Annotated in this window: 22 protein-coding genes and 1 pseudogene; 3 read left to right on the top strand and 20 right to left on the bottom strand. The window is 57.8% G+C overall.

Going from position 1 to position 25,847, the window contains the following annotated elements; genetic code table 11:
- Positions 1–73: 73 nt before the first annotated feature.
- Positions 74–2,335: a CocE/NonD family hydrolase gene (locus ACA046_RS11350; RefSeq protein WP_497676521.1), complete on the top strand. Its 2,262-nt coding sequence runs from the start codon at positions 74–76 to the stop codon at positions 2,333–2,335.
- Between the two features lie 106 nt (positions 2,336–2,441).
- Here ACA046_RS11350 and ACA046_RS11345 read toward each other — a convergent pair whose 3' ends face one another.
- Positions 2,442–3,083 carry a TetR/AcrR family transcriptional regulator gene (locus ACA046_RS11345; protein ID WP_497676520.1) on the bottom strand — a complete coding sequence of 214 codons (642 nt, stop codon included), beginning with the start codon at positions 3,081–3,083 and terminating at the stop codon, positions 2,442–2,444.
- A 164-nt stretch (positions 3,084–3,247) separates the two neighbouring features.
- Here ACA046_RS11345 and ACA046_RS11340 point away from each other — a divergent pair, with 164 nt between their 5' ends.
- Positions 3,248–5,602 carry a CocE/NonD family hydrolase gene (locus tag ACA046_RS11340; RefSeq protein ID WP_497676519.1) on the top strand — a complete coding sequence of 785 codons (2,355 nt, stop codon included), beginning with the start codon at positions 3,248–3,250 and terminating at the stop codon, positions 5,600–5,602.
- 24 nt (positions 5,603–5,626) lie between these two features.
- Positions 5,627–6,181, top strand: coding sequence for a nuclear transport factor 2 family protein (locus tag ACA046_RS11335; protein WP_497676518.1), 555 nt, complete (start codon positions 5,627–5,629; stop codon positions 6,179–6,181).
- Positions 6,182–6,239: 58 nt separating this feature from the next.
- On the opposite strand, the gene ACA046_RS11330 is transcribed toward ACA046_RS11335, so the two are convergent.
- The 19 genes and pseudogenes from ACA046_RS11330 to ACA046_RS11240 all read right to left on the bottom strand — a co-directional run bounded on the left by ACA046_RS11330 (position 6,240) and on the right by ACA046_RS11240 (position 25,826).
- Positions 6,240–7,214, bottom strand: coding sequence for a LysR family transcriptional regulator (locus ACA046_RS11330; protein ID WP_497676517.1), 975 nt, complete (start codon positions 7,212–7,214; stop codon positions 6,240–6,242).
- The gene (locus tag ACA046_RS11325; protein WP_497676516.1) at positions 7,207–8,187 is read right to left on the bottom strand and encodes a LysR family transcriptional regulator; all 981 of its coding nucleotides are present in this window, start codon (positions 8,185–8,187) and stop codon (positions 7,207–7,209) included. Before ACA046_RS11325 ends, ACA046_RS11330 begins: the two co-directional genes overlap by 8 nt.
- A 177-nt stretch (positions 8,188–8,364) precedes the next feature.
- Positions 8,365–8,970, bottom strand: a pseudogene (locus ACA046_RS11320) (SDR family NAD(P)-dependent oxidoreductase).
- A gap of 75 nt (positions 8,971–9,045) precedes the next feature.
- Positions 9,046–9,921 carry an SMP-30/gluconolactonase/LRE family protein gene (locus ACA046_RS11315; RefSeq protein WP_497676515.1) on the bottom strand — a complete coding sequence of 292 codons (876 nt, stop codon included), beginning with the start codon at positions 9,919–9,921 and terminating at the stop codon, positions 9,046–9,048.
- Between the two features lie 75 nt (positions 9,922–9,996).
- Positions 9,997–10,488 carry a VOC family protein gene (locus ACA046_RS11310; RefSeq protein ID WP_497676514.1) on the bottom strand — a complete coding sequence of 164 codons (492 nt, stop codon included), beginning with the start codon at positions 10,486–10,488 and terminating at the stop codon, positions 9,997–9,999.
- 19 nt (positions 10,489–10,507) lie between these two features.
- Positions 10,508–10,864, bottom strand: a complete 357-nt coding sequence (locus ACA046_RS11305; protein ID WP_497676513.1) for a DUF4286 family protein — start codon at positions 10,862–10,864, stop codon at positions 10,508–10,510.
- 123 nt (positions 10,865–10,987) lie between these two features.
- Positions 10,988–11,512 carry a nuclear transport factor 2 family protein gene (locus ACA046_RS11300; protein ID WP_497676512.1) on the bottom strand — a complete coding sequence of 175 codons (525 nt, stop codon included), beginning with the start codon at positions 11,510–11,512 and terminating at the stop codon, positions 10,988–10,990.
- 58 nt (positions 11,513–11,570) lie between these two features.
- A complete protein-coding gene (locus ACA046_RS11295; RefSeq protein ID WP_497676511.1) occupies positions 11,571–12,044 on the bottom strand; it encodes a VOC family protein in 474 nt (157 codons plus the stop codon).
- A 32-nt stretch (positions 12,045–12,076) separates the two neighbouring features.
- On the bottom strand, positions 12,077–14,560 hold the full coding sequence (locus ACA046_RS11290; protein ID WP_497676510.1) for an efflux RND transporter permease subunit: 2,484 nt from the start codon (positions 14,558–14,560) through the stop codon (positions 12,077–12,079).
- 51 nt (positions 14,561–14,611) lie between these two features.
- Positions 14,612–15,721, bottom strand: a complete 1,110-nt coding sequence (locus tag ACA046_RS11285) for a WD40/YVTN/BNR-like repeat-containing protein (protein ID WP_497676509.1) — start codon at positions 15,719–15,721, stop codon at positions 14,612–14,614.
- A 43-nt stretch (positions 15,722–15,764) separates the two neighbouring features.
- On the bottom strand, positions 15,765–17,132 hold the full coding sequence (locus tag ACA046_RS11280) for a DUF1329 domain-containing protein (RefSeq protein ID WP_497676508.1): 1,368 nt from the start codon (positions 17,130–17,132) through the stop codon (positions 15,765–15,767).
- Positions 17,133–17,142: 10 nt separating this feature from the next.
- Positions 17,143–18,852, bottom strand: coding sequence for a DUF1302 domain-containing protein (locus tag ACA046_RS11275; protein WP_497676507.1), 1,710 nt, complete (start codon positions 18,850–18,852; stop codon positions 17,143–17,145).
- A gap of 314 nt (positions 18,853–19,166) precedes the next feature.
- Positions 19,167–20,063: a LysR family transcriptional regulator gene (locus ACA046_RS11270; RefSeq protein WP_497676506.1), complete on the bottom strand. Its 897-nt coding sequence runs from the start codon at positions 20,061–20,063 to the stop codon at positions 19,167–19,169.
- A 10-nt stretch (positions 20,064–20,073) separates the two neighbouring features.
- The gene (locus ACA046_RS11265; RefSeq protein WP_497676505.1) at positions 20,074–20,694 is read right to left on the bottom strand and encodes a glutathione S-transferase family protein; all 621 of its coding nucleotides are present in this window, start codon (positions 20,692–20,694) and stop codon (positions 20,074–20,076) included.
- Between the two features lie 30 nt (positions 20,695–20,724).
- A complete protein-coding gene (locus ACA046_RS11260) occupies positions 20,725–21,657 on the bottom strand; it encodes a fumarylacetoacetate hydrolase family protein (RefSeq protein ID WP_497676504.1) in 933 nt (310 codons plus the stop codon).
- Positions 21,654–22,616, bottom strand: a complete 963-nt coding sequence (locus ACA046_RS11255; protein ID WP_497676503.1) for a flavin reductase — start codon at positions 22,614–22,616, stop codon at positions 21,654–21,656. The genes ACA046_RS11260 and ACA046_RS11255 overlap by 4 nt, the downstream gene beginning before the upstream one ends.
- Before the next feature lie 40 nt (positions 22,617–22,656).
- Positions 22,657–23,676 carry a VOC family protein gene (locus ACA046_RS11250; protein WP_497676502.1) on the bottom strand — a complete coding sequence of 340 codons (1,020 nt, stop codon included), beginning with the start codon at positions 23,674–23,676 and terminating at the stop codon, positions 22,657–22,659.
- Between the two features lie 21 nt (positions 23,677–23,697).
- A complete protein-coding gene (locus ACA046_RS11245; RefSeq protein ID WP_497676501.1) occupies positions 23,698–24,234 on the bottom strand; it encodes a carboxymuconolactone decarboxylase family protein in 537 nt (178 codons plus the stop codon).
- 71 nt (positions 24,235–24,305) lie between these two features.
- Positions 24,306–25,826 carry a 4-hydroxyphenylacetate 3-hydroxylase family protein gene (locus ACA046_RS11240; RefSeq protein ID WP_497676500.1) on the bottom strand — a complete coding sequence of 507 codons (1,521 nt, stop codon included), beginning with the start codon at positions 25,824–25,826 and terminating at the stop codon, positions 24,306–24,308.
- Positions 25,827–25,847: the final 21 nt, after the last annotated feature.

The following is a 25,847-nucleotide window of genomic DNA, read 5'->3' as shown; positions in this document are numbered from 1 at the left end:
TGTTGAATTAATTTTTCGATCGCCGTACCTTACTGGAATCGATCCCATAATCAAGAACAATAAGGAATCAAGCATGAGTCTGTCTCCTGCAGCTGCTCTGAGCCCCGTTTTGACAGGTATTTTCGCCGGCCCGATCGCCGGACTGATATACCAGACCCCCACGCTCTCCGGCATGACCTCCGACAATGGCGAATTTCACTACCGTGCTGGCGAAGCCATCAGCTTTAGGGTCGGCGGTTTCGTTTTGGGCGCCATACAGGCCGCGGCGCGCCTTAACCTGGCGCAACTGGCCAATCGTGTCGACGGCAAGATCGACAAGCTGCTCGATCCGTCTGTCACCAACCTCGCCCGTTTCGTCCATACCCTGGATCACCAAGGCAACATCGAGTCGGGCGTAAAAATTGCACCTGTGGTGCATGAGCTGGTTGGCACGATGCCGATCAATTTTAGCCCGCCCGTGATGCCAATGGGCCAAGGGGGCGTCGTCGATTTTGCCAACGATCCGATCCTACTGCAGATCCTCGAAACGCTGAACGCCACGCCCGGTGTCTTCACCGACAAGACACCGCGCACTCTGTGCGATGCCGCCACCAGCCGTAACGAATTACGCCGCAATATTCGCGGCATCATCAAGATGACTGACGTGCGTATTCCGTTGCGCGACGGCTCTTACGTATGCGCCGACGTCTTCCGTCCGGCGGATCCGGGCGAATACCCGATCGTGATGAGCAAGGGTTTTTACGGCAAGAGCTTTTATCACGACTGCATTTGCAACGAGGCGGACGTCCTGCACAAGGAGCAGATGGAGGATCGCTATTTTTCCGGCAATCCGGAGGGTGCCCAGTATGAAAACCACGAGACCGTCGACACGTCGGTCTGGGTGCCGGAAGGCTACGTGTGCATCCGCGTCGATGCGCGCGGCGTGTGCAAAAGCCCGGGCCTGCAAGCTCCCTTTAGCGTTCAGGAAGCCGAAGACTATTACGACGCGATCGAATGGGCAGGCACCCAACCTTGGTCCAACGGCAACGTCGGTTTGTGGGGTATGTCGTACCTGGCCATGGCCCAACACAGCGTGGCCAGCCTGCAGCCTTCGCACCTCAAGGCGATGATCGCGCAAGGAACCGATGCCGACATTTACAACGAAGCCTTGTACGGCGGCGGCATCTTCGGCTCCGGGTTCTGGAACTGGTGGTGGAAGATCTGGTCCGGCAACAACCACTGTAGTGAGCGCCCGGAAACAGACTGGATGGCCCGTGTGCTGGCGACGCCGTTCAACGACATCAACGCCTATGGTCCGCGCGGCAGCATCTTCATGCGTCCGGACATGAGCAAAGCCACCGCACCGGTCTGGATCGTCGGCCCGCAGGTCGGCGCGATCATTCACCAACTCGGCAGCAGCGAAACATACATTCGCTCCACCGCCGCCCAAGCGCGGAAATTCGATTTTGCCGATGCATGGTTCCCTGACTCCTACAGCAACAAATCGATAGCCGAACACATGCGCTACTTCGATTATTGGCTCAAGGGCATCGACAACGGCGTGATGGAAGAAGCACCGGTGCGGGTGCAGGTTCGAACCGGCAACGGTGCGCATTTCGTCCTGCATGAAAACGAGTGGCCAATTGCGCGAACCGAATACCGCCGCTGGTACCTCGATGCCCGCCCTTCAGACTGGCAAAACGATGGTCGTCGTCCCAACGTGCTGCGCATTACCGAATCGCTGCCAACCGAGCAATGCCGCGCCGAGTACGACGCGCATCTGGATCTGGGCACGCCAACCCTGGCGCCGGCAGGCTCGAGTGACGGCACGCCACGCTGGTCGACAGGCATCTCGTTTGTCAGCGAGCCGATGGGCGAAGACATGACCCTCGCCGGCTACATGAAGGTCGGTCTGTGGGTGGAATCAACCAGCGAAGACATGGATGTGTTTGTCTCGCTGCGCGTTCTCGATGAGCAAGACCGTGAAATTCGTTACGAATCTGTGGTGCTTCCGGTGGATCCGGTGCACATCCATCCGGTCGGGCATGGCTTGTTGAAAGTCTCTCGCCGCACGCTAGATATCGAACGCACTACCGAATACTGGCCGGTGCACACCCATCTGGAGCCGGACTGCGCGCCGCTGCTGCGCGGGGAAATTGTACCGGTCGAAATCGGCCTCAACCCGAGCACCGCGATGATCCGCAAAGGATACCGCCTGCTGGTGGATATCCAGCCCTATGCGCCGGCAGGCGTACCGGTTCGTGCCTATGACAAGAGCTATCACGTCGACGCCGTGAACCGCATCTACACCGGGCCGGAGTACCCGAGCTACCTGCAACTGCCGGTCGTTCCGTAGCTGATCAGGCGGTAAGCAACTCGCTATTGCCGCCTTGAGTGTGGCATCGGTGGTGTCCACCTAACGGATGAGGTGGGCACAACGACCAAAGGCTTGTTGCCGCCGATCAGTCGGCTGTTGCGCACTTATTGGTTGGCAGTAGCATGTGCTGAATAGCCGGGGCGACCACCGCCACTAACGTCTCCCGATTTGTTGCGGCAAGAATCGGCACGCCGATGATTTGTCGCCCGGTAACAATCCCCACGAGCATGGACAACGCTAGGCCTGCTCGCAGACGAGCATCCTGCCCAAGCGATTCGTTTCCGCCGGCGATCAACCTCGACTCAATGTAGTCGCGTAGTTGATGACGCGCCTGTTCGTTCACCATCCCATTCCTGAGCATCGCCATGAGCGGTTCCGACTCCTCTGGCGCGCCCTCCCACGCCTGGAGAAACGCGCGAACGACACGCTCTCCGAGATGCTCGTCAGTGCCTTCGAAAACGGCGCTCAGCTTCTCCAACGCCGATTCCGGGATGTTCATGACCGCTGCAAAAAGCTCGTCTTTTGAGCGAAAAAACTGCATGACCATGGACACGTCAACGCCGGCATCGGCGGCCACACGCCGCATCGTGGTTGCACCGAAACCGTCGCTGGCGAAACGCGTGCGTGCGGCCTCAAGCACCGTTTGGCGGCTGTTACCCGAGCCCGGACGCCGCCCCGTCTTGATTTCTCGGGTATCCGCTGAGGTGCGTTCTATTGCGGTTTTCATGGCGTCGATATTTCCCTGTGCCTGGTCATTTTTCTTTGTTTCGTGTGGCGGGATACAGGCTATACCGATTAACTCAACAAGTGTTGAGTTAATCGGTAAGAAGACCTACACTCGCGCCGCTGTACTGCGCAAAACCAAGATCTGCACTACAAGAGGACCTCTTCATGAGCGATACCCTGCAGACGTTTACTCCCGCTCTACCGCTGCCCGCTGACAATAGCGGGCAGGATGATCGCATGGTGCAAACAGGCCTGTTTTCCGGTCCGGTTACGGGTCTCAAATATCAGACTTCTACCCTCAGTGGGCTGACGAACGAAAACGGTGAGTTCCACTACCGCAAGGGCGAGCGGATTGCCTTCCTGGTTGGTAACACGTCGATCGGTTCTGCACTCGGCGCACCCCGCATCAATATGGCAGATATCGTCAGCCGCGTGGACGGCAACATTAACAAGTTGCTCGATGCCGGGTTGACAAACATTGCACGCTTGCTCTGCTCGCTTGACCGCGAAGGAAACCTGGACGGCGGCATCTGCATTGACCCTGCAGCACACGAAATCATCGGCAAGTATCGCCTCAATTTCCGCCACGATATTTCCTTTGCCGGCCTCGCGCTGAACCCGGTTCTTGAGTTTGAACAAGATCCCGTGATCGCATCTTTGCTTGCCGAGCTGTCGGCAGCCGGCCTGTTTACCGATCGCACACCGCGCCAGCTCAGTCATGCGGCGACGGCACGCAATGAAGTGCGGCGAAATATTCTGGGTATTCTGCGTTTCAAAGACGTCAGGATCCCATTGCAAAACGGCCTGCACGTGTACGCGGACGTGTTCCGTCCAGCCAAGCCGGGGCAGTTCCCGGTCATCATGAACTGCGGCCCTTATGGTCGGGCGTTCTATCATCACTCGATTGCGGACGATGTCGATTTTGTGGCCCACGAGGAGATGGAGGAGCGCTATTTTCACGGCAACCCCGAAGGGCAAGTTTTTGAGAATCACGAAACGGCCAATACAGTGGATTGGGTTCCGCATGACTATGTGCTAGTGCGAGTTGACGGCCCTGGCTCCGGACAAAATCCGGGAACACTCGCGCCATTTGGTATAGAGACCGCCGAAGCCTTTCGCGATGCGATTGATTGGGCTGGAGTGCAGAACTGGTCAAACGGCAATGTCGGGCTGTGGGGCATGTCGTACTACGCGATGAGCCAGCACGCAGCGGCAAGCCTTGAGCCGCAGCATCTGAAAGCAATGATCGCCATCGGCACCGATGTTGATCTGTACGATGAGGTCGCCTATACCGGCGGCATTCTTAACGAGGAGTTCTTCAGCCACTGGTACAAGGCCGGCGTGTTGGCCGCAGTGTGTGGCGAGCCCAATGCAGTCGACTTTATCGGCATGCTCAAGGACGCCCCGTTCAAGGACTCGGATACCGCCAAGGCATTCGGCCCACGCTCGACGATTCTGGTGAACCCGGACATGAGCAAAGTGAGCGTGCCGCTATGGGCCATCGCCTGCACGACGCACATGGCGCACTTCCATCAGCTCGGCAGCAGCGAGGCTTATCTGGCTACGAATACGGCGTCGAAGAAGATCGACTTCTGGGAAGATTGGTTCACCAAAGCCTATTCGCGAACCGCGATCGCCGATCATCGGGCGTTTTTTGACCATTGGTTGAAAGGCATCGACAACGGCATCATGGACACCCCGCCGGTACGTCTTGAGATTCGAAGTGGCAATGGCGCTTCCTACATTCAGGAAGAATACGAATGGCCGATCGCAAGAACGAACTATCCGCAATGGTTCTTCGACGCCGCTCCATCAGACTGGCAAGGCGACGAGCACCGCGATGACTTTCTACGTCTGTCGTTGGCCCCTCCGGTCGTCAGCAGGCAGGCCGATTACTCCGCGCAAATCCCCTTGACGCTGCGCACGGGCATCCCGCCGTGCTTTCTTCCCGTCAAACCCCCTTCAGTGCTAGAAATATGGAAAACCGGCATTTCGTTCATCAGTGACCCCGTGACGGAAGACATGGTGTTCGCGGGGTATGGCAAAGCGCGGCTGTGGGTGTCTTCCACCAGCGAGGACATGGACATTTTCGTGAGCCTGCGTGTACTCGATGAAAACGGCCTGGAAGTCGACTACGCTGGCCCGACCACAATGGGCATGAACGTGCCCAACTATCCCTTGGCCAAGGGCTGGTTGAAGGCGTCGCATCGCCAAGTGGATGAATCGCGTACCACCGAGTACACGGTCAAGCACACGCACCTCAAAGCCGACCATGCACCGCTCGTAAACGATGAAGTGGTGATGGTGGAAATCGAGATAATTCCCAACACAGCGTTGATCCGCAAGGGCTACCGCCTGCGCGTGGATATCCAGCCTTTCGACGGTGTCGATCACGGTCCCCGGCACGGATATGACAGCGCCTACCACGACGGCGCACGAAACACGGTCTACACCGGGCCGGATCGCCAGGGTTTTATTCAGCTTCCGATTGTTCCAGCGAAAGCACCGTTGCACCTCTAACAACAATGAGTACAGGAGATAGCTATGACGCTCGAAGAACTTGCCGCGCGCACCGAAATTCACGATGTCCTGCTGCGCTATTGCCGTGGCCTCGATCGGATTGACATGTCACTGGTGCGTGGTGCCTTCCATAAAGACGCCTACATCCACTTTCCAGAAAGCCTTCATGTCGGCGGTGCCGAGGGATTCTTTCAGTTCCTGACAGACGAAATGCCACGGTTTAACCGCACTCAGCATTTCCTCGGAAATAGCCTGGTCGAATTCGATGGCCCCGAGATTGCGTTCGTTGAAACCTATCTGCAGGCTGACCACGCCGCTTCAGAACGCCATCACTGGAATGGCGATACGGTTAAATTATGGGCCCGCTATTTTGATCGATTTGAACGCCGCGATGGTGTTTGGCTGATTGCCGAGCGGCGTCTCATGGTCGATTTGATGTACCGCTATCCGAAGGGGAACTGGTTCGACGATCATCCAGACGCTTCCGGCAGTCCGCGTGACGGTACCGATCGGGTATTGCGCAAGGTAGCCGGTTATTCGGGCACCCCGATTGGGCAAAAATCACTCGCAGACGTTTGATCGACGAACACCAGAGGGGCAATGCCCCTCTGCACCCTCCCCCACAAAACTGCCGTGATTATTGCAACCTGCGAACGGCAGGCTGGTTACCAAAACGGAAACGGCTGAGCAACTGAATGTGCTCCTGGGTCACCTGCTGGATTGCACTGATCGCCGCCATCATCAGCGCTGAAGGCGTTGGCCGCTCCGGCTGCACCAACAGCAACTCCAGCGTCAGGCCGGCACCGGCAAAAGGATTGATCCTGAAGTCCCGCTCAGCGGGTTCAACACTGAAATCGTGAACGAATAGCAGACCGGGCAGAATCGCCATCCACTCGCTCTGCCTGATCAGGTCGAGCGTGGCCAGCACAGCGTCAAGCTGGTAACAGGGGCCCGGTCCCGAAAGCGCGTCCAGCTGTGAACCGATCCACTGCGCATACTCGCGACTGTCAGGGGCCAGCAGCTTGAAACCCGTCAGTTCGTCGAGCTCAATCAGTTCGCCATGCTCGAAGCCACTGTCATGGGTGATTGACGAGACCAGAAACGCAGGAGTGGCGGCAAATACCGTCGTGGACAAATCCGCCGGTGGCTGCGAAATCGAAGGAATGATCGCAAAGTCGAGTTCGCCGGCCCGCACCATGTCGATCAGCATGTTGCTGGGAGCGTCGATCACCGCGATTGAGGCATTGGGATTCTGCGACATTAGGCGCAAATAGGCCGGCGCGAGCTGATAGGTCGCCAGTGTCGGTGTTACCCCGAAACGAACTTCACCGGACAGGCCCTGCTCGAAAGTGTCCAGCGCCCGCAGTGCCTTTGAATTGGCCGCCACTACCTCCAGACAATGCTGGTAAAACGAGGTGCCTGCTGCGGTAGGCTCTACGCCTTTCTGTCGGTCAAACAGCTGCACGCCGAGCATTTCCTCGATCTGTTTGATGTGCTGGGAAATGCCCGACTGAGTGGCGAACTCACGTGCTGCCGCCGCCGTGAACGATCGAGTCTCGTACACCGCCACGAACATTTGCATCTCCCGCAAACCGGGCAGCGAGTCATTCATCGCGCGATACCTCATTGACGTCTGCGTTTGACGACCGCTCGCCATGGGCGATACGGATCGGTATCGCGTTAATGTCTTCGGTGACCTTCTTCAAAAACTCGATGAAGTTCTGGGCAATCGTCGACAAGGGTTTGCGCGCCGGCTCTACCAGCAGCATTTCGTCCCAGAGAATTGGATCGGCCAGCGGGTTAAGAGTGAAGCGCTTGCGCCGCAGATCGTCGGCGATAAACAGGCCGGAAATAATCGCCGCCCAGTGGCTGGAACGCACCAGATCCATGGCGCCCAGCATGGACTCGAACCAGTTGAGGCGCTGCACGACTTGCACCTTGTGATCGATCAGGTACTGCTCCAGCAACGGACGTCGCCCGATCGGCAGCACCAGGTGCAAGTCCTTGATGTCGCTCAGGCGGACCGGTTCGCAGTGCGGCAAGCCTGAGTCAGGTGAGGACACCAGAAACGCCGGTGTTCTCGTGAACAACGATGTACTCAGCCCGACCGCCCCGCCACCGCCGTCGTAAGACATGCGTTGCGTGATGGCAAAATCCAGCATACCACGACGTACTGCGGTCGCAATCACGCTGCCTGCGCCTTCGGTAAGGTGCACGGAAACGTTGGGATAAGCGGCTTCAAAAGCCAGCAGTGCGCGGCTGAATACCGAACGCGTCATGGTCGGGATCATGCCTATACGCAGCGAACCGTCCGACGGCTCTGCGCGATGACCGACTGCGTTGCAGGCGCTTTCGTGCTGACGCAGCAACTGCACACATTGCTGGTAATAGGCATGCCCGGCGGGCGTGGGAATAATCGTGCGGTCGCGGGCGAACAGCAACACGCCCAATTGATTTTCCAACTGCCGAACATGCGCAGACACGCCGGACTGTCCCAGCCCTTCGCGGCTGGCAGCGACAGTGAAGGAGCCTTCCTCGTACACGGCAACAAACATGCGGATGTGCATCAACTTGGGGAGCATCATGCGCGGAATCGTCTCTTATTATTGCTTGCTGAACACAGTCAGCAATTTATAGGTGGCTCCTACTCTATCCATATCGGGAATCGCTTGCCAGCCCTGATCCAACCTCGATGAACAGGTGCAAAATCACCGGTTCCGGACAGGCGAAAGACGGGATTAAAGAGGGAGACAACGGCAAGACTACGCTTGCTGATCGTCCATGAACCGGAAGATGGTGCCCGGTGTCACGGTCAGTGCGGGCGCGAGCGTATTGACAGTAATGAAGTCCTTGCCCAGTTCATTCGCCAGTCCTCGGGTGAAGCCAATGATGCCCATCTTGCTTGCCATGTAATGGCTGCCGCCAACGGCGTTGGTGACGATCGATGTCGAAGAAACGTCGACAATGCGCCCCCCGCCATTAGTGCGCATCATCGGTACGAAGACTTTTGCGCTCTAAAACATACTGTCGAGATTGATCTCAAAGGTGCGCCGCCAGGTTTTGAAGTCCAGCGCATCGAAGTGCACATTCGGGTAGATTCCGGCGTTGTTGACCAAAATATCGCAGCGACCGTAATGGTTTTCGACGACCTCGCCGGCAGCGATCCAGTCGGCTTCCTGGCTGACATCACAATGAATTGCAATGGCTTGGCCGCCCGCCTCTTCAATCAGCTCGCAGGTTTGCGAAAGGTCGGCGATGTCCAGCAGTGCCAGAGCGGCGCCACGTTGTGCCAGTTGAATCGCCAGTTCCTGGCCAATACCCTTGGCGGCACCGGAAACAACCGCGACGCGATTTTTATGGGTTTGCACGGCGTCTACCCCAAAGGTTAAAGGTTGTCATTGCCCCACCGCGCGACACTATCGAGTAGCGCGGCGAGATCGGGGTTAGCCACCAAAGCGCGGCTCTGGCAGCCCTTGCACACCCAAACCACGAACGGCGAATAGACTCCCGCGCATCACGTTGTCACCCGGATAGCGTGGCAACGGTGGCTTGGCCATCGACGTGACAAATAACGTGTCCATGTCAGGCCCGCCAAAGTTGACACTGGTGACCTTCTTCACCGGCATTTCGATAACCCGATCGAGGCTGCCGTCCGGCGCAAAGCGGCACAATTTACCAGCGTAGACCTGAGCATTCCAGAGGTAGCCTTCGGCATCGACCGTCGAGCCGTCAGTGGTCGTCGTCTCGGTGAAGCCTGCTTTGGTAAAGGTGCGACGGTTGGCGATGGAGCCGGTTTCGAGGTCGTAGTCGTATGCCCAGATTTCACCGGAAAAGGTATCGGAGAAATAGAACGTCGAACCGTCGGGGCTCCAGCACGGCCCGTTAGAAATCGCGAAACCGGTGTCGAGGGTGTGCACCGACAAATCCGGATCGATGCGAAACAGCGTGCCGTCGGCAAAGCCTTCGCGGGTGTCCATGCTGCCGACGATGAAACGCCCACGGGCGTCGACCTTGCCATCGTTTAAGCGGTTGTGCGGTTTGTCAGACTCGGGATGTACGATCAGTTGCGTTTCGCCTGTGTCGAAGTCGAGAAAGTGAAACCCCGAACCCAGCGCCACAATGGCACCGCCATTACGACGCAGTGCCATCGAGCCGATGGTGTCGGGCACTTCCCACGTACGCACTTCGCGGCCGTCAGCGGTGCAGCGATAGACGCGACCGCCGACCACGTCGATCCAGTACAGGCGTTGCTCCTGCACATCCCATACAGGGCCCTCACCGATGGTGGTTTTTACGTCCACCAGAACATCGATCTGCATGTTATCTCCTGGATTTTCCTGAACTGGAATGAGGCGATCCGACCCAAGCTGAACCGCGATATTGAACGGAGTTGCTTAGGCTTTTGGCGGTTCGGCAATGGTGATGAACACACCGTAAGGGTCTTTGAAGCTGAACCAGGTCATGGTCAGGTTTTGCCCAGGCTTGCGGATGATGATGTCTTTGGGCTCGCAAACCACTTCGACACCTTCGTAGGCGCTGATCTTTTCAAAGGCTTCTCGAGTGTTTTCAACCAGTAGTGCAAGACGGGTAATCCCGACCTGATTCATCAGCTCGTACGGGCCATCACCGATGATCGTTGCCGGCTTGGTGTACTCGATAAGATTGATTTCGGTGGCATGCTTGGCATCGGCGCCTGCGGTCAGAATGTGGTGCGCGTAAATGCTGATCTCATCTTCGGCGAAACCCAGCAGCGGGCCATCCGCTTCATCGGTTCTGGTTTCAAAGGTCGAAACAAAACCCAGTACATCACGGTAGAACTTGAGGGCCTGATCAACGTCCGGGACGGTGATGCAAACGTGAAGAAGTTTCTTAACCAGAGCATTCATAACTTTTACCGTCCGTTGATTAGCCATTCCAGGCGTTAGTGAGGTTGTAACGAGTTGCCCATTGGACGTCATACACCTTGTCGCCCCAGGTCTTGGTCTTGTCTTCACCGGCTTCAATACGCGACGGGCTCTTCATCCAGTCTTCGAATTTTTCCTGACTGTCGAATTCATAAATCGTCAGGTACGTCGGGCACGGCTGGGTGGTTACGCCAACGTGATAGGTCTCATCGGCCAACTTGAACCGGCTGACTTTTCTCACGCAGTCACCCTGCATCAACATCGGTACATGCACGTCGTCATACCAAACATTGAACTTGTCTTCGTCTTCCGCTGAGCAATTGATGCCCACTGTCCAGATAACGGTCTGGTCACTCATGGTTAGGTTTCCATAATAAAAAATTGCTCTTCGCCAGAGCGCCACAATGGAATTTCGGGCAATAGAAACCCAGACCACTTCCGTCAAACAATCAGAAGTGGATCCTTCGCTGCTATTAACTGATTACTTTTTGGCGATGGCTTCGAAGAACCGAATTCTGCCTTCTTCGCGATGACTGCGCAGCGTGTGAGTGGTCATCACTGGATGCTGTTCATACGCCGGTTCAGGGACATTCGGATTGCCGGTCCAGGAAATCAAACGACAGATACGATTGCTGATGCGCCAGCCCTTGTCAGTACGCACCAACACATCGTCGTACCAGCCACGACCAACCCAATCAGGCCCACCCACTGCCGAATCGCGAGAAAGCAGCCAGTCACCATAGGTCAATGCATATGCCGTATCGCCCTCCACATGTACGCAAGAACCAGTCATGGTGTGCATGTGGTTAGTGAGCGTTTCGTGGAAGTCCTTGAAGGCGAACTTCAGCGCACCCACCGACTTCCAGACTGCGCCGGCAGGCCCGAAGTCTGCGTGCGCATCTTCGGTGAACACCTCGTCCAGCAAGTCCCAGGCGTGAGCGTCCAGCGCAACGCCGTAGAGGTTGATGACGTCAATAATTTCGGATTTATCTTGTGTGACACTCATCTAAAATTCTCCGATTTTTCCGAGTAAGAAGCTGTATCCGCTTTTTATAAAGAACCGCTTATTTGCAGTATTCGATGACTTCCAGGACATTGTCGAAGGGGTCTTTGAACGTCAGGATTTTGAATTTACCGCCGGTTGGAGCGATCACCACTTGTGGTTCGCAGAGAAACACGATGTCGCCGCGTGCCTTGAGCTTCTCATGGATGGCATCGGTGCTGTCCACACCAAACGCCATACGGTTAATACCGGCATGATTCAACGGCGCCGAAGGTGCAGTGCTCACAACAGTCTTGGGCTCCAAGAATTCGATCAAATCGATAACCGTGGCGTTTTCCTTGTGTTTGCCCACGAGGTGGTCGGCATGAATTTCAATGATTTGATTAGGGAAACCGAGGATTTCACCGGGCGCCCTTTCGTGGCGAAGTTTGCCGATGGACTCAAGCCCGAGCACATCACAATAAAACTCAAGTGCAGCATCGATATCCGCAACGGTGATGCAGACGTGAAACAAACGATTGATATAGCGATCCATGGTTTTTCCTTTATTTTAGGTTGTGTGAAAAATCAAAATGATTCATGGCAGGCACTTTCGAAGGCACGCTTTCCCGTTTGAGCCGTGGGAATGGGTGCTGTTGTTGCAGGCTGGGGCGCTGCGTCGACCGCCTCGACGGTGGCACCTTTAGGTGCGCTGGGCAGCAGAAAGCGCGCCAGTGCCGGTATCAGGATCAGGGCGCCGAGCATGTTCCACAAGAACATGAATGCGAGCAGAAGGCCCATGTCCGCCTGGAACTTGATGCTGGAGAAGTGCCAAGTCGCGACCGCCGCCGCCAGCGTTACACCGGTCAGCAGCACCACTCGGCCAGTGAACTGCAGAGCGGTGGCATAGGCTTGTTTCAAAGACGCGCCGGCACGTAGTTGCGCCAGGGTTACGCTCAATACATACAGCGCGTAATCCACGCCGATACCGACGCCGAGCGCAATCACCGGCAGCGTTGCAACCTTGACGCCCATCCCAAGCCCCACCATCAAAGCCTCGGCCAAGATGGACGTGAGCATCAGCGGTAGCATGGCCACAAGTACCGCCCTCCATGAGCGGAAAGTCACAAAGCACAGCAGCGCCACAGCCCCGTAAACCATGAACAACATCTGGTACCAGGCCTTGTGCACCACGATGTTAGTGGTAGCGTCGATGCCCGCTGAACCGGCGGCCAACAGAAAAGTGGCATCCTGGTCGTTGTTTTTCAGGGCGAAGCGCTCAACCAAGTCGACCACCTGCTGAAGCGTCTCGGCGCGGTGATCACGCAAGTAGGCGTATACCGTCAGCAGGTTGCACTCTTCGTTGTACAACTCACGAGGCGCGCGGGCGGTGATGGTGTTGAGCATGCTCTGGTTGCTCGACAAGTCGTACCACAGCGGGCTGCCTTCGTTCATGCCTACCATCAAGCGCCGTTGCAGCCGTGCAATCGACTGAGTCGATTCGACGCCGGGAAGCTCCATCAGCTCCCACTCGAGCCGGTCGACCCGACGCAATACGTCGTATTGGCTGCAGTTACCATCGGAGGTCTTGACCATGATGGCGAACAGGTCATTGCTGGCGCCGTAATTGTTGGTGAGATAGGTGACGTCGCGGTTGTAGCGCGAGTCGGCCTGCAATTCCGGAGCGCCTGGGTCAAGGTCGCCGACTTTCAACTGAGTACCGACGGCGATGCCCACCACTGCCAAAACCACTGCCGTAACGATGGCTACGGCGGCACGGCGCCCCTCGGTGAAGCGTACCAGCCAGGTGAATAAGGCATTGCTCTCGCCGGCCGCGGTGGCCGATTCCCGGCGCACTGCCCGCTCCGCTGCTTTGCGGCTCACACCTACGTAGCTCAAGAGCACGGGCAGCAAAATCAGATTGGAAATCACCAGTACCAGCACGCCTAGGCTGGCGGCGATAGCCAGCTCGCGGATCACCGGAATATCGATCATCAACAGCACCGCAAAGCCTACGGCGTCCGCCAGCAGCGCTGTCAGACCGGCAAGGAACAGACGCCTGAAGGTGAAACGGGCTGCCACGTAGCGGTGCGTGCCGCGCCCGATGTCCTGCAGGATGCCGTTCATTTTCTGGGCGCCATGGCTGATACCGATCGCGAAGATAAGAAACGGCACCAGCATGGAGTATGGGTTCAGCGAATAGCCCAGCAGAGGCAATAGGCCTAGCTGCCACAGCACGCCGGTCACGGAGGTCATCACTACCAGCGCGGTGCTGATGAGGTCACGGTTGTACAAGAACACCATCGCCGCACAGATGGCCAGCGCGATGAAGAAGAACCCGATCACCTCTTGCATGCCATCCATAAGGTCGCCGGACAGCTTGGCAAAACCGGTGATATGAATGGCCACCTCACCATTGCTGTACTTGGCCCGCAATTGTTCCAGCTGTTCGGACAGCGCTGCGTAGTCCAGCGGCTTGCCGGAAGCATCATGCTCCAGCAGGGGCACCTGGAGGACGGTGGAGCCACCGTTGCTCGCCACCAATTGACCGATTTCTCCGGAACGCTGCACATTCATGCGCAACTCTTCGAGCTTGGCAGCGGAGCCGTCATAGTGATCTGGGATAACCTGACCGCCATCCAGCCCCTCTTCGGTCACCGCCGTCCAGCGTACGTTGGGCGTCCACAGCGACTTCATGAACGCGCGGTCGACCCCCGGCAGCATGAACACCGCGTCGTTGATCTGGCGCAGTGTCTCCAGATAGCTGGCGTTGTAGATGTCGCCCTTGCGCGATTCCACCGCAATGCGCACGGAGTTACCCAAGCCAGTGAGCTCTTTTTTGTTGTCCAGGTAGTTCGTGATGTAGGGGTGGTTGGTTGGAATGGTTTTCTCGAAACTGGCATTGAGCTTCAGGCTCAAGGCGCTGATGCCCAGCAGGACAGTGACCAGCACGCACAACAGCAGCACCAGAATGCGGTGGTTGAAAACGGCACGTTCGAGCCGGGAACCCGAGCATGGGTCGAAATCTTCGAGCCGACAAGCAGTGGGCTCGGTGGGTGTCACAGTGGTCATGGCGTTGAACTCATTGTGTGGCGTGTCGCGCAAGCGCAGGTAGGGATGACATCAGCCAAGTCGGGCTACTCCGCCCAGGCTGGTGGCAACAAGTCCTCCGTCAGATGCTTCAATCAGCGAGGTCAGAGGCGCACGTCGCGGCAACTGCTGCTCACTGAAGTGAGCACTTCCATCCCGGCTTGCAAGGACTCGTCCGCCCTGCGCCAGCAACATCACGCGGCCATCGCGCAACTCAACACAGGATAAAATCGTCAACAGCGTTGGCAACTCGATTGATGTCACGGCGGTGCTGCCAGGATCGATGCGGCAGGCTGCACCCAATAGGCCGGCGAACACGAAACCACCCTCACGCGTGGCTGTCGCAGCAAACAACGTTCGCTCGAAAGGTGCAGTCAATGCCTGGAAGCTCACGCCATCGTCGCGGCTGTGCATCAGCACGCCCTGCTCTCCGGCAACCACCCAGGTCTGGTCATGCTGCGCGACTGCATATAGATGCATGCTCCCCGGGTTGGGCAGACGATTCTGGCAAGGGGTCCATGTCCTACCGCCGTCGTCAGTGGTCGCTGCCAAGCCAAACGAGCCAACCACCATCCCGTGCTGGGCGTTCGCGAAGCAAACCGACAGCAAGGGCTTGTCTGCGCCCTCGTCCACAAGACGCTGAGCTTGCTGAATATGCTGTTCGCGTTCGGCACTCGCAGGCAACGCCTGCGCCTGCGTCAGGGCGGCGCTGGCGAGCGCCACCCCATCGGTTTGCAGGGACCAGTTCTCGCCGCCATCGGCGGTGTGCAACACAACGCCACTGTGCCCAACAATCCAACCCTGACGAGCACCGGCGAAGCTCGCGGATGTCAGCGTCACACTCACCGGCACACGGGCTTGGCGCCACTGTCGACCACCGTCATCTGACAGCACGACCAGGCCGCGCTCGCCGATAGCCACCAGCCGATCACCGGCCAGTACCACTCGGGTCAGCACAGCGTGTGCGGCGCGCGCGGTCATCGCCGCAGGTTCGTGCAGCGGCCCTCCCATGACCGCCGAAGCGGACGCAACAATGGTGGACGCGAGTGAGGGGGCCAACAACACTTGCAGCCCCACGCCCAACCCCAGCAGTAGCAGCGTGCGACGCGAGCCGTCGACGCCTTCATTGTTATTGTTATTCATACCGGTCATCTCATCAGGGATCGTTGTTCAGCGAGATACAGCTCTAACGAACGCCTTCTCCAGCGAGGGATTCAGGGGTGAAGATGCGGTCAGGCAACTTGGCGTTGAGATCGACCTGCTGATCACGGGGGAAATAAGCCGACGCGAAGTAGCCACCACCAATCAGGTCGTAGGACATATAGCCCGCCACGATGATGCCGGGCGCTGCGGGGAATACGGTTGGCAAGTTGTAAGTCACTTTCCAGAGTTGCCCCTGCGCATCCCAACGCTCGCCTGCGACAGCAATCCAGGTGTCCTCATCGAGGTACACACGAAGGCGAGGAATCACATGGCGCTGGCCTTGCTTTAGCGTGCCCTCGACGACCCATACACGGTGCTGTTCGAAACGCACGAGATCCGGGTTGACGGTCTGCGCCTTCATTAATTGGTCGAGCGAAGCGGCCTGGTGATAGCTATTGGTGTTGTACGGCACGTACATTTCGCGCTTGCCCACCAGCTTCCAGTCGTAACGTCCGATGGAAGAGGAATAGACCTCAACCTCATCGAAATTGAGAATCCCACCCGCCACCGGGCTGGGAACATCACAGCAGGTCAGCGGCAGGCGACGAACACGCCGCTGGCCAGTCAGGTACACCCAGGTTTTGGACTCAATGTCGTTGATGTTGACGCGCTGCAGCAAAATTTCGCCCGCACGGATGGGCGGCCCCGACGTGTCTACGCGACGCACCACAATGTTGGAACCTGCGGCTTGCCATTTTTCCAGGTTGCTGTTTGGGTCGTAGTACGGGAACGAACTCTTGGCCACATTCTGTGAGACCGGGATCACTTTGCCCTCAGGCGTCACGCGCGCCAGGCTGGGCGTAGTCTGGTAGCCAGGGCTAGTCCACCGCAACAGGTGATTCCAGATGGCCTCTTCGCCGTTTTTCGGGATGGGGAAAGGAATACCACCGTAGGTGCCCTTAGGAAAAGGGCCGAGCGCGCCGCTCGGGTCCATCGTCGCCCGAGTAGCGTTCGCAAACGTGTTGTCATAGACCCATTGCGGCGCCGCAGCCGTGCGCCGGCTCGGGAACACCTGAACGTTGAAGGTCGGATACCGCTTCAACAGGCCCAAGGTGCCTTCGGTCAGCTTTTCTTTGTACTGCTCTGCGTTCTGGGCCGTGATGGTCAGCAACGGCTTGTCCTTGGCAAACAGGTCCGCAATCGCGGCAGAGCTGTTCGAAGCATCCACCGGATACCCGCCCTCCCAGGGCGGAATAGTTCCCTCTTTGTTGCCCGCACGCTCTGCACCCAGCGGCGTCAGTGTGGTTTTGAGCTTGGCTGCTTCTTCCGCAGAAACGGCAGCCTGGACCGTCGGTGTCATCAAGCTGGCGCAGGCCAACGCAAGCAAGGTCATGCGAGTGAAAATGGTCATGTGATTTCCCTTAGAAGGTGCGACGCAGCGACGCTGAGACAAAATCCCGATCTTTCAAGGACTGGTCGAAGGTGTACGTGCCGTTAACGCTGGGATCGGTGGACGCGTACGTGGCGGTATTTTCCGCGCCGTAGTAATGGGTATAAGCCAGCGAGAAGTCCCACACCGTCAAGTAGTTGCCCGCCAGCGTGAACGTCATGTCCCCGCCGTTGTTAGGACCCATCAGCACCACGGGTGACTTGCCATGGTTGTAGCCGACGGTAAATGACGGTGTAAGGTCCAGGCCGTCCATCACATTGCGCTGTGGCGCCGCAAAGAGTGCGCGCACCGCTGCAGCACGACGGTCTAGGCCTGGGTCCATGACATTGCAGTTGCTGGTGCAACTGGTCAGCTGGTTGTAGGCCACTTCCATGGAGAGGCTGGGTTCGTCGGATAGAAAGTTGCGCGGCATCGTCCAGATCATCGACACGTTGGCGTGGGCCGAATTGCCGATGGCGTAAAACGCATGATTGTTGTTGTCGGCGTCCGCTGTGCCAACGCTCACCGGCAGGCTGGTCAGCGGCGTGTCGCGACGCACAGAGAGTTCACCGGCAAAGTTCACCGAGTCCACGGTCGTGGTTGCACTGACTCCGTAGGCTTTGATGTCCTCCGGGTAGACCCATTGATACGTGCCAAACCCTGCGCCGGTGATACCCGTGAACTGGTTCCTGGAATACAGCACTGGGGTCTTGGCGTGATAACGAATCGCGTACACGCCGAACTCCCACTCGCCCAATTGAGTGCGCAAGCCGAGGCCGTACTGGCCTTTATCGCTGGCTTTGAGGTCTTGTTGGCGCGACAGGCCGACACCGGGTACACCGGGAGCGAAGCGAATGCGCTCGCCACCATCGCCAATGAAGTCGTTAACCGAAAAGTAACTGCCCGCTGCAGGCAGGCGCGTAGCCTCCCAATCGTACTGGTAGTAGCCCATCAGGGTCAGCGCGGGGGAAAACTGGATCTGGCCGGAGAACTGCCCCACTGGCCGGATAATTTCCTTGGTGGTCGATCCTGGCACTGAGGATGCCTTCACCGCGTCCACCGGAGACTGGGCGCCGGCAATGGCGTTGGCACCGAAGAACAGGCTCTCACCCCACAGCACCGTGTGCCGGCCCAGGCGACCGCTCACGCGCGCCGAGCCCACATCAGCCCCCCCGAATACGAACGCATCCAAGAGCTCAGCCTTGCGGCCGTGCAGATCGCGGGTGTCGTCGGTAAATTCATTGTGCGACACCGACAGCGAGTTGTTGGTCGCCGGCGAGTCATTGTCGTTCTTATGGTTGTAGACGTCGTCGTACCAGGCAGCCCCACTCAAGCGGAAGCCGAAATCGTCGCGAAAGACCAGGTCCATTTCGGACAATAGATCGAACCGATTGGAGATCAATCGGCCGCGCTTGAAGTTGCGGTCACCGTCGTCGCCGTTAAGCGCTGCCGGACCAGCTCCGCTACCTGGAGTGGCAGGAACGTTTTGGGTAAGGGTGTCACTCTGATTCTTGACACGCATACCGGTGGAGTACTTGACCGTGTTGTCCCAGCGCAACTTAATGTCGGGATCGCCGATATCGATCTGCGCGGCCAGTGAGTGACAGGCAGTCAACAGGCTGGTTGCAACCAGCACGGTACGAAGGCTTTGGCGGTATAGAGCATGTTGCGGCACTGCAAATCTTATTTTTATTATTTGCATGATTGCTACCTAGAGCTAGAGAAAGGGTGTGATGCGTGAACTCCGGTGGTTGAAAAAGCCCCGTTAGTTGAACGTTGCTTATGTGTTGACGCGAGTATATGCAGGCCCTTTTCGGCATGAACAATGATAAAACCCGCTGCACCGCAGTCAGAAAATTGATGGTTCAGTCAGGACGCTGGTTGTGCGCGCGGCAAAGCAAACGCCCGCCTCCGCGCTCGCAAAATTGGCTTGCGCAAGCAAAAAGTCATCGGTGAAAGTTGTGTTTCGCGTGCCTACTCAGGGTGCTGTTGCAGCATCACCCGATTGAGCTTGGCTTATTGGGCGTAGTCGATACCGGAGGTCAAGTGCATCGCCATTTGATCAAACAACAGCTTGACCCGCGTCAGTTCCATCCGCGCAGTGGGCACCATTATTTTCACCCAGCGTTCGACCAGGGAAAACTGCTCCAGCACAGGGACAAGCTCCCCGGCCTCAAGAGCGTCGGCAACGATGGGCAATGCCAGTTGAACAATCCCCTGGCCGTCGCGGGCGGCGGCGCACAAATAGCCTTCGTCATTGGTGATGAGGACCGGGCGCACGTCGATTTCGATGCGGCCCTCTGGCGAATTGAATGCCCAAATCGATCCCGCAAGGGAAAACGAAAGGCATGGATGCTGGATTAGGTCCCGTGGATGCAGCAATACGTCACACCGCGAAAGATAGGCAGGGGCCGCACACATGACACGGGGAAAGGGCCGAATGACCTGCTCGATCACATCTGAGTAGGCCAGTTGATCCATACCGACCGATATATCAAAGCCTTCCTCCACCGGGTTGCCACCTCGGTCAGATGCCACGATCTCCAACTGGACACGCGTATGCTCAGCGCGGTAGCGCGTGAACAGACCGCCAAGGCCTTGCCTAATCAGCACCGCCGGGACCTTGATCCTAATCGGGCCTTCAATGGTGCCGGGACTTAGAATTGCGCCGCTAGCCATATCGTTGTAAGACCGCAACAACTGACGGGCATGGGTAACGTAGCTATGGCCGGTGTCCGTCAGCGTCAAGCGTCGGGTTGAGCGATCGAACAGGGTCGTTTTGAAATCCCATTCAAGCTCGTCAACCCGCTTCATGATGACCGATGGAGAGGTGTAAAGCGTGCGTGCGGCGGCTGAGAAGTTACCGGTGTCGGCGGTCACGACGAAAGCCTTCAACTTCAACAGCATGTCCATGGTGGAGCGCTCAGAATGAGGGAGTGAGTTCAGACTCGACGGCGCGACGGATTGCAACGTTTGACCACAGGCGGTCATGGTGTGCCTGACACCCCGGACCCAATGAACCGATACTATTGAGCACACACCAGTGTTCAAGATAGAACAGCGCAAAATCCGCGATGGTCAAGTTTTCGAACAGCCACTCTTTGCCGTTGATCTGTCGTTCTGCACGGTCTAGCCCGGCCTGGAATACTTTCAGACCCTGGGCTTGTACCGCGCCATGGTCTCCCGCGCTCGGCGCGAATTTTTCCGGCCGGCGAGCACGAGTGTAGCCCTGCATGTGCACGGTAGATACCAGGTACTCTGTCATTTCCAGTACGCGAATCTCACCTTCAATATCCGTCGGGATCAGCGCCTGCTCCGGATTCGTGCGGGCCAGGTACAAGGCGATCACCGGAAATTCCGTGAGCAGCGATCCGTCATTGCGAATCAGCGCCGGGACTTTGCCCTTGGGGTTGATCCGCGTATAGGACTCGAATTCAGGCGTTCCCGGACGGGCGGCCATTTCAATCTCGAATGGCTTGCCGATTTTAGCGAGCAATGCATGGATGCCGATCTGGCAGGCGCCGGGCAAGTAATACAGTTTCATAAAACACTCCATAAACAGTAAATGGGGTTTCTAGACGATGAACGTTTCCAGGACGCCAATACCATCCACGCCCGCCTCCACCCGGTCACCCGGTTTCAGATACCACTCACGCGGGTCGGGCTTGTGGTGCAAGGCGACGCCTTCGGGCGTACCGGTGCTGATCAGGTCGCCGGGGACCAGGCCGAAACGCGACCAGAACGCAACCATCTCGGGAAAGCCAAAGATCAAATCGCGGCAGTCGGAATGCTGGCGTAACTGGCCGTTAACCTTCAGCCACAGCACCAGGCCACTGGGGTCCGGCACGGCGTCTGCCGTGAGAATGTAGGGGCCTATCGGGCCAAAACCAGGAAAATTCTTTCCGAGCATGATCATCCCATTCTGCATCTCGCGCAGCTGCCACTCCCGCGCCGACAGGTCGTTGAAAATGGTGTAGCCGAATATGGCGCTCGCGGGATCGATATCGCTCTGCGCGTCAAGGGTTTTTCCGATTACCAGTGCGATCTCGACTTCATAGTCGAAATCGAGCACATCGTCGGGGCGCTTAACCTGACTTTTGTGCGGGACCAGCGTACGTCCGAGCTTGATAAAACCCGTTGGAAAATCACTGTGCACTGCACTGGCGTTGGCGGTATTACCCCTGATCGACTCCAGCTTGTGGCGACCAAAATTGCGCCCGGCGCAGAACATCGACTTCTGTGGCAGCGGTGTCAGCCATTGCACGGTGCCTGGGTCTTCCAACCAGGCGGGATCCTGACGAGCCGCCGCCCAGGCGAGCAGTTCGAGCGTGGCGTCCATCGCCGGTGCTCCGTCTTCGATCAACGCCATCACCGATGTCGGCGTGGCGGGGCCACCCCGGGCGGCCGCCGCCAGGCCAACATCCACCAGACACTCGAGACCGGACGCATCGGTGGCTATACCGAGCCGCTCCCCCCCCGCTGCAGAGCGGTAGCGCGCGATTTTCATGTGTAGAGCCGCGCCAGGAGGTGCTTGAGTAATTGCACTTCGCTGGGGTCCAGCTTGCCTTGAACATCGGCCTCGCTCGATTTGCGTATGGCAATAAGTTCCAAGACTGCAAGCCGGCCTTCGCTGGTCAGGGTGACAGCGACTTGCCCGTCATTGGAATCAACCTCCTGCAGCAACCGTCGCCGGATTAGTTTCTGCACAATGCTTGCGGAAACACCCTGGCCACGGACTTTCTCGCTGCGCGCGACGATTTCAGGCATGCACAAGCCATCCTCACGGCCAATGATGCTGAGCACGGCGTACTCCTCGGCCGTCCACCGCCGGGATTCAAGCTTTTCAATCATGCATTGGCGAGTGCGCAAGTAAGCATTCGAGACCTGATACAACAAGTCATCGGAGGACAGGTTATTGAACTCGTCCCCGCTGGCAACGGGCGCAACAGTCGCCTTGGGCAGCAACAAGCCGTATCGGCCGCCGTGGAAGACCAAAGGCTTGCGCGCCGAATGGCCAAAGTCGACGATTTCGCCAACGAAAATGACGTGATCCCCACCCTCGTACTGATAAGCTAGCTTGCAGATAAAACGAGCCATGCAATCGGCCAACAAAGGCACGCCGTCCGGGCCGCGATCCAATGTCAGCCCCTCGAATCGATCAATGCCCTTGCTCGCAAAACGCGATGATAGCGCCTCCTGATCATCGGACAGGATATGCACGGCGAAATGCCCGCTGTTGCGAAAGGCATCCATATTCAAGGAGGTACGCGCCAGGCTCCAGAGCACCATCGGCGGGTCCAGCGACACCGAGGAAAAGCTGTTTGCGGTCAAACCGATATCCACACCGTCGGGTCCTGATGTGGTGACAATCGTCACGCCCGTGGCGAACGAGCCGAAAGCGTCACGCAGCGCACGGCCATCGAAAGCTTTGCATGTGTCTGCTTGGGTTGCTGCCTGTATCGTCATGTTGAATGCCTCGCGTGTTCTTATTATCGAAACCGTGCCATTACTTGGTAGCCCGCGTGCGTGCCTTGTCTGCCAAGTAAGTCTCAAGCGTCACCAAAGGGCCGCGCTCGTGATCCAGCGGTTTTGTCGCAATACCACCGAACGGCGTGGTCTCGTTAAACCAGCACTCCTGCGGTGGCAAGCCCCAGCGCAGTGCCAGACCAGGCTTGCGCACATCCCACGCAACAGGCTCTACCTCGATATCGATCAGCAGGTAGTGATCACAGAACAACTCGACCCGATGGCCATCGGGGTCGCGCAAGTACACGAACAGCACACCCGCCGGGCCATGCCGCCCCGGCCCGCGCTCGACGACATCGCCCATTCCCAGATTGCCGGCGATATCACAGGCGCGCAGGATGCTGCTCGAATCCGAAACGGTGTAGGCAAAGTGATGCAGGCGTGGACCCGGGTTCTCCAGGAACACGATGTCCTGCGTGCCGGGCTTGCGGAACATGAACGTTGCAATTAACTTTTCATCCAGCGCCATGTATTCGGAAATGCGAAAGCCCATTTCTGCATAGAAGTCGGTCTGCTCCTGCACATTTGGCACCTGGATCTGGTAGTGGTCGAAGCGCATGGCCGCGCCGCCCTTGAAGTCCTGAAACTGCGTGTACACCCTTGGCGTCGTGCTCATGGTGGCGCACAGCTGCACAGGTGTTCCGGCGGGGTCATTGACCAACAGGGTACGCCCCTGGTGAGGCACCTCGATCCAACGTGCCGGCAGGCCCTTGGACCTGTAAAAGTGCTCCGCCTTGTCTAACTCTTCTTCGGTGTACACCCGAAAGCCGATTGCTTCGGCTTGATGCTCGCCGTTGTGACGCTTGATCACCAGGCTGTGGTGGCACACCTCCTCCAGTCCACGGAAGTACAAGGTATCGGCATCGCGCTCGGTCAGTACCAGGCCAATGACCTGCTCGTAAAAATCGCGACTGGCTTCCAGATCGCGCGAGGTGATGACGGCGTGGCTCGACCGGGTGATGTTGAACGGTGGGTAATAGACTGGTGTTGGCAATGGCATGGAAAGTCTCCTGGTGTCTGTTCAGAGCCGAGTGAAATCGGCCTCGTTGCTCAACTCGAGGGGACCAGTCAAACGACCGGTCATGTTGTACCAACCAATATTGAACAGCAGCGCAACGCTCTGCTTTTGCCCAAGGTCGTGGTACACGTCCTCCCAAACCTGTTTGCTGACCTGAGCCGGTGCCCGGGTAGCGTCACGGGCCAGACGCAACACGGCCTTTTCAAGATCAGAGAACAGTTCGCTCTTTTCAAAGTCCCACAGCGCTAACATCTGCTCCTTGGAGACGCCTTCCTTGATGGCGCGATTCCAATGAGGATCGTGCTCGTAATGGGTGCCCATGGTCTGGCACGACATCACGATAGCCATTTCGCGCAATTTGGGGTCAAGGCCACAGCCTTCGCGTACCGCATCGGCCATAGGGATGAAGACCTCAAGGATTTCTGGGCAGATGGCCAGGGTTCGAAAGATTTGTGCATTCGGCGCATGCCCCCGCTTGGCCCTCAGCAGCGCAAAGGCTTCGGGTTCATCGTCGGGGGTCGGCAGTTGGATACGAGGCATACATAACTCCGCACATTATTATTTTGGTCAGCTACCGCAACGTGGCTATCAACGGCTGCGACAGCCTTCTATTACTGGCCGTTGATGCGTTGATCCCATTCACTATTGCGATCAAGGAACGCCCACACACGGTCTTGCGCCTCGCGAGCGCCGGGATAGCGCTCCCCACGCATTTGCGCGTTACGCCATGGGTCGCCCGAGAAGAACTTTTCATACAGATTTTGCCGTCCGGCGAACGACGAGCAGGAAGCATCCCAGGCTAGCCGCAGCAGCTGCATCTTGCGTTCGGCAGGGATATCGGCCCCGGCGCAGTAACGTTCGATGGCCGGGCCGTTTTCGCTGTAAAGATCTTCGACCGTTGGCGCCACAACGACGTTGCCGGCGCCGAGCAATTGCAGGATTTCCAGAGCTCGAGCATGCATCGCCGGATATTGAGCGCGCACCACATTCAGCGGCTGCTCGTATGGCACAACGGTGCCGCCGGGGCCCGGTACGCAGTCGATTTCAGCCACACGAATCATCGCGCGCAAGGTTTCGACATAAGCGACCAATTCCGACAGTTGCACCATGACGTTGGGGAAACGGCTGTGGTTCACTTCGGTCAGGTTGTAGGCGATGCCCAACAGAAACTCCATCTTCGCCAGTGAACGCGTGGCGGACTGGTGCGAACCATGCGGGCCGGAAGGCGACTTCATCGCCAATTCGACCGCTTTGATGCTGCGGTACATGAACACCCGTTCCCAAGGAATGAAAGCCTCTTCAAACCACAGCACGGCGTCCATTTCGTCCATGCGGCCGGTCAGTGGGTCGTTGGCGAACCGGCCTTTGGAAGGCAGCGAGGGACGGCAAATCATCTTCATCCCGGGGGTGTCGATCGGCGCTGCAAAGCCAACCGCGTAGGCTTCGGCATCGGCCACCAGCGGAAATTTCGCCGCCGCCGGCATGATCAGCACTTCGTTGGCCAACGGGCCGAGGGTGGCCACCGAACGCGCACCGGATACGTAGATTCCGGCATCGGATTCGCGCACCACACGCATGACCATGTCGCCCGGCTGCTCGAACATTTGCAGGCGCTTGTCGATGTCTGGCGACACCAGCGAATGAGTCAGCGCGAGGTCGTTTTCGCGGATTAATTCATGGTATTTGAGGATGTTCTGGCCGAATTGCTCACCGCCGGCGGCGAACAGTTCATGCGCGGAGGCATGCGCGCTGACCATGACGTTGAGGAAGTCCGGTGTGCGGCCCATCATGCCGCCGACAGCGTCCATCCAGGTCTTCATCATTTCCCGGCGCAGGCGCAGATCGTCAGCCGAGCGCGGTAACATGAACGAGCGACCGACGCGCGCGCCGGAAGTCGGCGATTCGAACGTCATCTTGTCCTGCAAGGCGGGATCGCACTGAATGTCATACAGATCTGCGATGGATTGAATCGCGCCACGAAAACGGCGGTCCACCGTCACGTCCTTGATGCGCTCGCCATCAATCCACACGGAGCGACCGTCTTGCAGCGAGGCGATGTAATCAGCCCCGCTGCGTACTCCGTTGCGTACTCCACTCATGGCCATCGGTTTTTTGTTTGCATTATTTTCCATGGGGCATGCTCCTGCATTTGA

The sequence above is a fragment of the Pseudomonas sp. LBUM1641 genome (genome assembly GCF_059716235.1).
Note: the sequence above shows the minus strand (reverse complement) of the source record. Positions and strands in the feature narration are given on the sequence as shown.